Source organism: Mycobacterium sp. TH-M82 (genome assembly GCF_057473605.1).
Map to the genome: position 1 here is coordinate 1 of NZ_JBYCKY010000168.1, position 8,134 is coordinate 8,134.

An 8,134-nucleotide genomic window follows, 5' to 3' on the forward strand; every position below is an offset into this window, starting at 1 on the left:
TGGCGGTCGCCGTCGACGTGCCGTCCGGGCACGGCCATCACTACGTCAAAGACGTGGCCAACGCCTGGGCGGCGGTGCTGCAGCCGAAGGGCTGGACGGCGGAGAAGACCGCGAGGCTGCGCCCGCTGCTGCACTCCGACGAGAATGCCTAGCAACCGAGGTCGGCAAGCACCCCGATTCCGGCCAGGATCACGATGTAGCCGTTCACACCATCGGGTGCTGGGCTGCCGTTGCTGTCGAATTCAGGTGCTCGTGGCGCAGTTGATGCGCGGGTGGATCCGGGAACACCACATCACGGGTGATGTGCAACCCGGCGTCGACGTGGATCAACTCGCCCGGCGCGATCAGCTGCCAGCGCGAGTCGTCGTCCATCGGCTCGCTGGCGAACACCACCGCCGATCGCCCCGCCAGTTGCTCGGCGTGTGCCCGAATACGCTTGCTGCGCAACGCTAGCCCTGCCGGCAGTGCGCCATCGCGGCGGTCGAGCATATACAGTTCGTTGGGCTCCGGGTAGCGCAGCGCCCATATGTCGGTGGCCGTGCTCAACAACACGTTGAGCGCAAAGATCGGCACGTTGGCGGCCAGCCATCGCACGGCGTCGACCAGGCCGGCCGTCACATCGCCGTCGCGCGCTCGGATGGCAGCGGTGATCAGTGCGAACACCCGCTCGGAGTCGGTCTGGCCCAACACCAGGCCGGCGGTCCCGACCTGGTGCAGCCGCTCGTCGAGCAGATCCAGACCGGCCACCACACCGTTATGGGCGAAGATCCGGCCGTCCTGACAGAACGGGTGGGTGTTGACCACGTCGAGCGAGCCGGTGGTCGCATACCGCACATGCGCCACGAACGTGGTACCGGTCATCTCATGCGCCTCGGTGGCAAAATCGGTGTCCTGCCACGCCGCGATGGGCTGCTTGCGCAGCTCCGGTTGCCCGTGCGCGTCGAACACACCCAAGCCGGTGCCGTCGGGGTTTCTTCGGCTCTGCACCTCCAGGCTGTCCGCAGCGTCCAACAGCCAGAACGTGGCCTTGACCACGTTCGTCCCGGCGTGCAGGGCAAAGAGTCGGCACATCCGGGTCAGGCTACCAGTGCCGGTCGGGGATCACCGTGAGCAGACAGATGCCGGCCATGGCAGCTCGTGCGTCACCCCCAATCTGCTGGCCGCACGAAATTCTGACGTTAATGCTGCGCGACGCCGTCGTTACAGAATAATTACCACGACATTCGCAGCTGACCTTGCGTGCTACTAACGTGTAAACAGTCCGCTGTGGCCGTTAAAAGACCGTTACTCCACCATTTTCTCCAGCAAGTCTCTGGAAAGCTCATGACGAGTGCAGCGTGGCTGCCGATTTCGAATGGTCGTGTCTTTATTGAGGAGAATTCATGACATTTGTGACCGTACAGTGTGAAGCACTATCTGCAGCCGCCGCCCAGCTGGAAGGTATCGGCTCAGCGGTGACCGCTCAGAACTCGGCCGCAGCAGCCCCGACCACAAGCGTCGTTCCCGCGGCCGCCGATCAGGTATCAGCGCTGCAATCGGCGCTGTTCTCCGCCTACGGGGCGTTGTACCAGCAGGTCAGCGCCCAAGCTACGGCAATTCACCAGATGTTTGTGAACGCGCTGAGCACCAGCGCGGGCTCCTACGGCACCACCGAAGCTATGAATGCGGCCACGGCCAATTCGTCTGGGTCCGGGTTCTCCGGACTCATCGGTGCGCTGTTGGGCTCCAGCTCCTCATCGGGTTCGTCGGGCCTCGGGGGATTTTTGGGCGCCTCCGGGCCGCTGGGCCCGTCCGGGAGTCCTGCCACTATCGGGAACATCGCGTTTGGAAACTGGGCCGCCGGCTCGTCAGACCTGCTCGGGTTGGCAGGTGGTGGTCTTCTCAATTTTCCCAATACGGCCGCGGAAGTGCTGCCGGCAGCCGGCCTGGAGAGTGCAGTGCTGGCAGGGGCCGTGGGACCGGGGGGCAGCGCAGGGTTCGTTGGGGCTCCGGTGTCGGCAGGGCTAGGCCAGGCATCGGCGGTCGGTGGATTGTCGGTGCCGCCCAGCTGGGCCACCGGCATCGCACCGGCGGGCGGCCCTTCCCCCGCGACGTTGGTGGGCACGGGCTGGGCCACTGCGCCCGCGGCTGCCGCGCACGCGCCGGTGTCCACGGTGCCGTCGGGGATGCCGTTCCTGCCCGGCGCCGGGAAGTCCGGCGGCTTTGGTGTGCCGCGCTACGGCGTCAAGCCCATCGTCATGCCCAAGCCGGCGGTTGTCTAGAAAGCGCAACACGCCTGCAAGCGGTCACGGCCAGTTAACAGGCATCGGGATTTGAAAGAACACGGAGCTGGAGCAATGTTTGATTTCGGAGCGTTACCCCCGGAAGTCAACTCCGGGCTGATGTACACCGGCGCGGGATCGGCGCCGATGATGGCTGCCGCACAGGCCTGGAACAGCCTGGCCGCCGAGCTCGATTCGGCAGCATCGGCCTACCAGACGTTGATCACCACGCTGGCCGGTGACGAATGGCGGGGTCCGGCGTCCGCCTCGATGGCAGCCGCCACGGCACCCTACATCGGATGGATGAGCAACACCGCCGTGGCCGCCCAACATGCGGCCAACCAGGCCATGGCCTCGGCCAACGCTTACGAAGCGGCGTTCGCGATGACCGTGCCCCCGGAAATCGTCGCGGCCAACCGGGCGTTGCTGGCCAACCTCGTCGCGACCAACGTCCTGGGGCAAAACACGCCGGCGATCGCGGCCACCGAGGCTCACTACGCCGAAATGTGGACCCAGGACGCCGCCGCCATGTACGGCTACGCCGGTAGCTCGCAGGTCGCCGGGAAATTGCAGCCGCTGACCTCCCCGGCGCTGACCACCAATCCGTCCGGCATCGCCGCTCAGGCGGCGGCAGTCAGTGGGGCTGGCACCGGTGGCCTGCAGACGGAGCTGTCACAGCTGATTTCCGGCCTGCATAGCGCCGTCGGCAGCCTGTCGTCCCCGCTGGCAAGCGGCAGCGGTGCGTCGGGCCTCGCGGGAATGGCGGATTCGATCAACAGCTTCCTCGCCATCCCGGTCGTTGCAGACACCATCAACAACACGTTCTACAGTGCGGGATGGTGGGTTCCGATGGCCATCCCTACCTCAATACTGCTTGCAAAAACCCTCGCCACCTTCTCGGCGGTCACCGGCGCGGGCGGCGCCGCGTCACTCGGTGCCGGCGTGACGGGGGGAACCGTCCTGGCGAGCTCGGTCGGCTCGACGGGTGTGACGGGCGTAGGCGCCCTCGGCGCAGCGCCGGTGGCGGCGGGCTTGGGTGGGACGGCCTCCGTCGGTGGTCTCTCGGTGCCGGCCGCCTGGTCGGCGGCCACTCCGGCGGTCAGCGAGTCGGCGACGGCGACGTTGGCGGGCAGCGGCTGGACCGCCGCCGCTGAAGAGGGCACGCAGGTGGCAGCCGTGCCGGCCGGGATGGGCCCGATGGCCGCGGGCGGCCGTGGCGGCTTCGGTTTCGGCGCTCCCCGGTACGGGTTCAAGCCGACCGTGATGCCTAAACAGGTTCTCGCCTGACGCGTAGTTCCGCAGCTAACGACATTTCGGTTAGCTGGCAAGCCCGTTCCCACCCACCGCGTCGCGCGGAAATCAGCCCGGATTACCGGTAGCGGATCTGGTGTCACCTGCTGGCGGCGGCGCTCCGTCCACCACTCGGGTGGACGGACCTGTCGCGAGCGCCTGGAGGCATCGGCGACATCGGGACAACGGTGGTGATCAGTTCACATAACTGCAAAATGTCCCGAACTTCCCGGTTGGCTGGCAAACGACCTGCCGATGGTGTTGGCCCTGGGGTTCACTGGTAGTTTGCAGCCGGGGCGGAGCTAGCGAATCGGCCGACCCGTCCTGCGAGGGCGGGCATGGATCTGCCGAGTCGGCGACGCACTGCGGGCTGTCCGCGTGGGCTTGTCCCAGCAAGTCGCTACCGCCAGCGGCGCTCAAGATGACCAGCACACCGGCGCTGGCGATCAGTACGCGTTGCGCTAATTTGCGAACGGGCCTCCGTGTCGTGACGTGTAGGCTCATCAACATCCTCCTCGCGACGGCTAGACCAGGCGATGACATTCATCGTAACAAGAAGTTCACATGTTAACAAGAAGTTAACGCCGACACGCGCGAGATTCTGCGGGTGGGCCGTTGCTGGCAGCCCGTCGAGGGCGTGGATCTCCCCACTTACCGCTGCTCACGCATGCAGATCGCCGCGGGCCAGCCCACGATATGGGATCTCGCCTCAGCCGGTCTTCCTGCCCGCGCTAGCGGCATCGGTACCTGAGGCGTAGCCGGCGACGCCGATCACGACAACCGCTCGATCACCATCGCCATCCCCTGCCCGCCGCCCACACACATCGTTTCCAGCCCGAACGTCTTGTCGTGGGTCTGCAGGTTGTTCAGCAGGGTGGCGGCGATGCGGGCGCCGGTCATGCCGAACGGGTGGCCGAGCGCGATCGCCCCGCCGGAGACGTTGAGCTTGTCCTCGTCGATACCCAGTTCACGCGCCGAGGCGAGCACCTGCACCGCGAACGCCTCGTTGATCTCGAACAGGTCGATGTCGGAGATCGACATGCCCGCGTTGGTCAGCGCTTTCTTGGTCGCCCCAACCGGACCCAACCCCATGATTTCCGGGGACAGGCCGGAAACCCCGGTAGCGACGATCCGGGCCAGCGGCGTCAGACCCAGCTCCTTGGCCTTGGTGTCGCTGGTGATCACCACCGCAGCCGCGCCGTCGTTGAGAGGGCAGGCATTGCCGGCGGTGACGGTGCCGTTGGGCCGGAACACCGGTTTGAGCTGGCTGACCACATCGTAGGTGGTACCGAACCGCGGGCCATCATCGACGCTGACGGTGCTTCCATCCGGCAGTGTCACCGGTGAGATCTCACGCGCGAAGTGCCCGTTCTTGATCGCCTCCTCCGCCCGGTTCTGGCTGCGCACCCCCCACTGGTCCTGGTCTTCGCGGCTGATGCCGGTCAGCAGCACGACGTTCTCGGCGGTCTGGCCCATCGCGATGTAGATGTCGGGCAGGGTGCCGTCGCTACGCGGGTCATGCCATTCATCGACACCGGCGGCCGCGGCTTCGGAACGTTTCTGCGCTTCGTCGAAGAGTGGATTCTTGGTGTCCGGCCACGAGTCCGAGCTGCCCTTGCCGGCACGCGACACCGTCTCCACACCGGCCGAAATGTAGGCGTCGCCCTCTCCGGCTTTGATCGCGTGGAAGGCCATCCGGGTGGTCTGTAGCGACGACGAACAGTAGCGATTGACGGTGGTGCCCGGCAGGAAGTCGTAGCCCAGCTGGACGGCGACGACGCGGCCGATGTTGAAACCGGACTCGCCGCCCGGAAGGCCGCAGCCCATCATCAGGTCGTCGATCTGGTGCGGGTTCAGCGCGGGTACCTTGTCGAGGGCGGCCCGCACCATCTGCGCCGCCAGGTCGTCGGGCCGCATGCTGACCAGCGACCCCTTGCCCGCGCGGCCGATCGGGGAACGGGCGGTTGAGACGATGACGGCTTCGGGCACGGTGGGTCCTCCATTCGAGTATGGCCCCGAATTTAGCCCGGCGACGATGCGGGCCGCGCAGCGGGCCGGTGAGGAGCTGGGCAATCGGGTCAAGCCCGGCGACGATGCGGGCCGCGCAGCGGGCCCCGCCCCTACCTGCCGGCGGTCACGACGGGAGCAGGCACCCCGGTGGTCGGTCGCCGCTGCAGCCGCGACACGGCCAGCAGCTGGGTCCGGCGTGCAACGGTGTCCGCGGCAGTCGGAGTCCACGGCAGCGCAGCCACCGGGTCAGCGGATTGACCCGAGTACTCGCCCAGGGCGACAAGGAGTGCCGGGATCAACTGGTTTGCCGTCAGCGCGTACCCGGCTGCGGAGGGATGGTACTGGTCTTCGGAGAACAGCAGTTCGGGTGCCTGTTGAAACTCCGGTGCCAGCAGGTCGGCGAACGGAACCGGGATGCCGCCGGCCGCTTTGACCGCTACCGCCTGGGCGCGCGCCAGCCGGCGGCCGCGGGCGCGCGCCGCCCAGCGCAGCGGCTGCGCAATCGAGGTGATGACCCCGAAATCCGGACAGGTGCCCACGACCACGACGGCGCCGCCGGCGTGCAGCCGGCCCACCGCCGCGCCCAGCCGGCGTGCTGAGCTGCTGATTCCGTTGAGCGCGGTGACGTCGTTGGCGCCGATCATGATCACCGCCGCGTCCGGTGGCGGCCCCGCGACGAACATCGCGTCGACCTGACCGGACAATCCCTTCGAGGTTGCGCCGACAATCGCCTTGGTGCTCAACCGGACCCGCTTGCCGGTCCGCCCGGCGAGCGCCCGGGCGATCAGCGCGCCCGGGACTTCGTCGGCGCTGTGGCAGCCGTACCCGGTCGCGGTCGAGTCACCGAAGACCATCAGGTGCAGGCCGACGGGCGTGCCGTGCCGCCATCGTTCGACCGCCCCGCCCTCGGGCGGGTATACGCCGTCGGCACGGGGTGGGATGTCCCAGGCCTTCGGGATGATCCTGCGCGCCTGGTCGGCTTGGCCGGCCAGCAGGTTGCGAATGCCTACATAGACTGTGCCGGTCGATGCCAGCGCACCCGCTATGACCAGCATGATCGCTGATCGTCGCGGTGGATGCACAGCCATGTTGGCAGTCTAGGCAGCGTTGGCGCTGTGTTGCCGACGCTGCCTACACCGGGCTGGTTACGATGAGGGCGCAATATAATGTCGAAGTAATATCGAAGTGGATTCTTACATTCCTTCCAGATCGCCGCGCCGTTCGTGCCGACGGCCACTCGCTCGCTGCGCCAGATCGGCGGATACATTCGCGAGGTCACCGGCTGAACAATTGGCCCAGTAGGCAGATCACCTGAGACGATGACGGCATGCGAATCGCACGCCACATCAGTGAACTCATCGGCAACACCCCACTGGTCCAGCTGAACTCGGTCGTCCCGGCCGGGGCGGGCATGGTGGCGGCGAAGGTCGAGTATCTCAACCCCGGTGCGAGCTCCAAGGACCGCATCGCGGTGAAGATGATCGACGCCGCCGAGGCCAGTGGGCAGCTGCGGCCCGGCGGCACCATCGTCGAACCCACCTCGGGCAACACCGGTGTGGGCCTGGCGCTGGTAGCGCAGCGTCGCGGCTACCGGTGCGTGTTCGTCTGCCCCGACAAGGTCAGCGAGGACAAACAGAACGTCTTGCGCGCCTACGGTGCTGAGGTGGTGGTGTGCCCGACGGCGGTGCCGCCGGACGACCCGGCCAGTTACTACAGCGTCTCCAACCGGTTGGTCACTGAGATCGCCGGGGCCTGGAAGCCCGACCAGTACTCCAACCCGCAGGGCCCGGCCAGCCACTACGAGACCACTGGCCCCGAAATCTGGGCCGACACCGACGGTAAGGTCACCCATTTCGTCTCCGGCATCGGAACCGGAGGCACCATCACGGGCACCGGCCGCTACCTCAAGGAGGTCTCCGGTGCCCGACCACAGGGACCGGTGCGGATCATCGGTGCCGACCCCGAAGGCTCGGTGTATTCCGGCGGGGCCGGTCGCCCGTATCTGGTGGAGGGGGTCGGCGAGGATTTCTGGCCGGAAGCCTATGACCCGGAGATACCCGACGAGGTCATCGCAGTGTCCGACGCCGACTCGTTCGACATGACCAGGCGGTTGGCTCGCGAGGAGGCGCTGCTGGTCGGAGGCTCGTGCGGGATGGCTGTGGTCGCCGCGGTGGAAGTCGCTGTGAAAGCCGGACCGGCCGCGCTGGTCGTGGTATTGCTGCCGGACAGCGGTCGCGGCTACATGTCGAAGATCTTCAACGACGCCTGGATGTCGTCGTACGGGTTTTTGCGCTCCCGGCTCGATGGGTCGACCGCACAGCCCACGGTCGGCGACGTGCTGCGCGGCAAGTCCGGTGTGCTCCCCGACCTGGTGCACACCCACCCGTCCGAGACTGTGCGCGACGCCATCGGGATCCTGCGTGAATACGGGGTATCCCAGATGCCCGTCGTCGGTGCCGAGCCGCCGGTGATGGCCGGTGAGGTGGCCGGCAGCGTGTCCGAGCGCGAGTTGCTGTCCGCGGTGTTCGAGGGTCGCGCCAAGCTCGCCGACGCGGTGGCTCAGCACATGAGTC

The 8,134-nt window shown here is 67.1% G+C and carries 7 protein-coding genes; 4 read left to right on the top strand and 3 right to left on the bottom strand.

The annotated features are described in order from the left end of the window. A partial coding sequence (locus tag AC2VON_RS04925) for an alpha/beta-hydrolase family protein (protein ID WP_486951945.1) occupies nucleotides 1-152 on the top strand: 152 nt, incomplete at its 5' end. Between the two features lie 52 nt (nucleotides 153-204). On the opposite strand, the gene AC2VON_RS04930 is transcribed toward AC2VON_RS04925, so the two are convergent. Further along, a complete protein-coding gene (locus AC2VON_RS04930) occupies nucleotides 205-1,071 on the bottom strand; it encodes a class II glutamine amidotransferase (protein ID WP_486951939.1) in 867 nt (288 codons plus the stop codon). Between the two features lie 311 nt (nucleotides 1,072-1,382). Between AC2VON_RS04930 and AC2VON_RS04935 the strand changes: the two genes are divergently transcribed. Both AC2VON_RS04935 and AC2VON_RS04940 read left to right on the top strand, forming a co-directional pair. Next, nucleotides 1,383-2,261, top strand: a complete 879-nt coding sequence (locus AC2VON_RS04935) for a PPE family protein, SVP subgroup (RefSeq protein ID WP_486951940.1) — start codon at nucleotides 1,383-1,385, stop codon at nucleotides 2,259-2,261. A 75-nt stretch (nucleotides 2,262-2,336) separates the two neighbouring features. Further along, entirely contained in the window at nucleotides 2,337-3,548 is a 1,212-nt protein-coding gene (locus AC2VON_RS04940) for a PPE family protein (protein ID WP_486951941.1), read from the top strand. Between the two features lie 774 nt (nucleotides 3,549-4,322). On the opposite strand, the gene AC2VON_RS04945 is transcribed toward AC2VON_RS04940, so the two are convergent. Beyond that, on the bottom strand, nucleotides 4,323-5,540 hold the full coding sequence (locus AC2VON_RS04945) for an acetyl-CoA C-acetyltransferase (RefSeq protein WP_486951942.1): 1,218 nt from the start codon (nucleotides 5,538-5,540) through the stop codon (nucleotides 4,323-4,325). Nucleotides 5,541-5,671: 131 nt separating this feature from the next. Next, complete coding sequence (locus AC2VON_RS04950; protein ID WP_486951943.1) at nucleotides 5,672-6,649, bottom strand: SGNH/GDSL hydrolase family protein; 978 nt, start codon at nucleotides 6,647-6,649, stop codon at nucleotides 5,672-5,674. Nucleotides 6,650-6,888: 239 nt separating this feature from the next. On the opposite strand from AC2VON_RS04950, the gene AC2VON_RS04955 reads away from it, so the two are divergent. Next, nucleotides 6,889-8,134, top strand: a 1,246-nt coding sequence (locus tag AC2VON_RS04955) for a cystathionine beta-synthase (protein ID WP_486951944.1), incomplete at its 3' end; no start/stop codon positions are given.

Excerpts from the sequence above, each read along its gene's own strand:
- AC2VON_RS04950 (WP_486951943.1), bottom strand. The coding sequence starts at position 6,649 with ATGGCTGTGCATCCACCGCGACGATCAGCGATCATGCTGGTCATAGCG.
- AC2VON_RS04940 (WP_486951941.1), top strand. The coding sequence starts at position 2,337 with ATGTTTGATTTCGGAGCGTTACCCCCGGAAGTCAACTCCGGGCTGATG.
- AC2VON_RS04935 (WP_486951940.1), top strand. The coding sequence starts at position 1,383 with ATGACATTTGTGACCGTACAGTGTGAAGCACTATCTGCAGCCGCCGCC.
- AC2VON_RS04930 (WP_486951939.1), bottom strand. The coding sequence starts at position 1,071 with ATGTGCCGACTCTTTGCCCTGCACGCCGGGACGAACGTGGTCAAGGCC.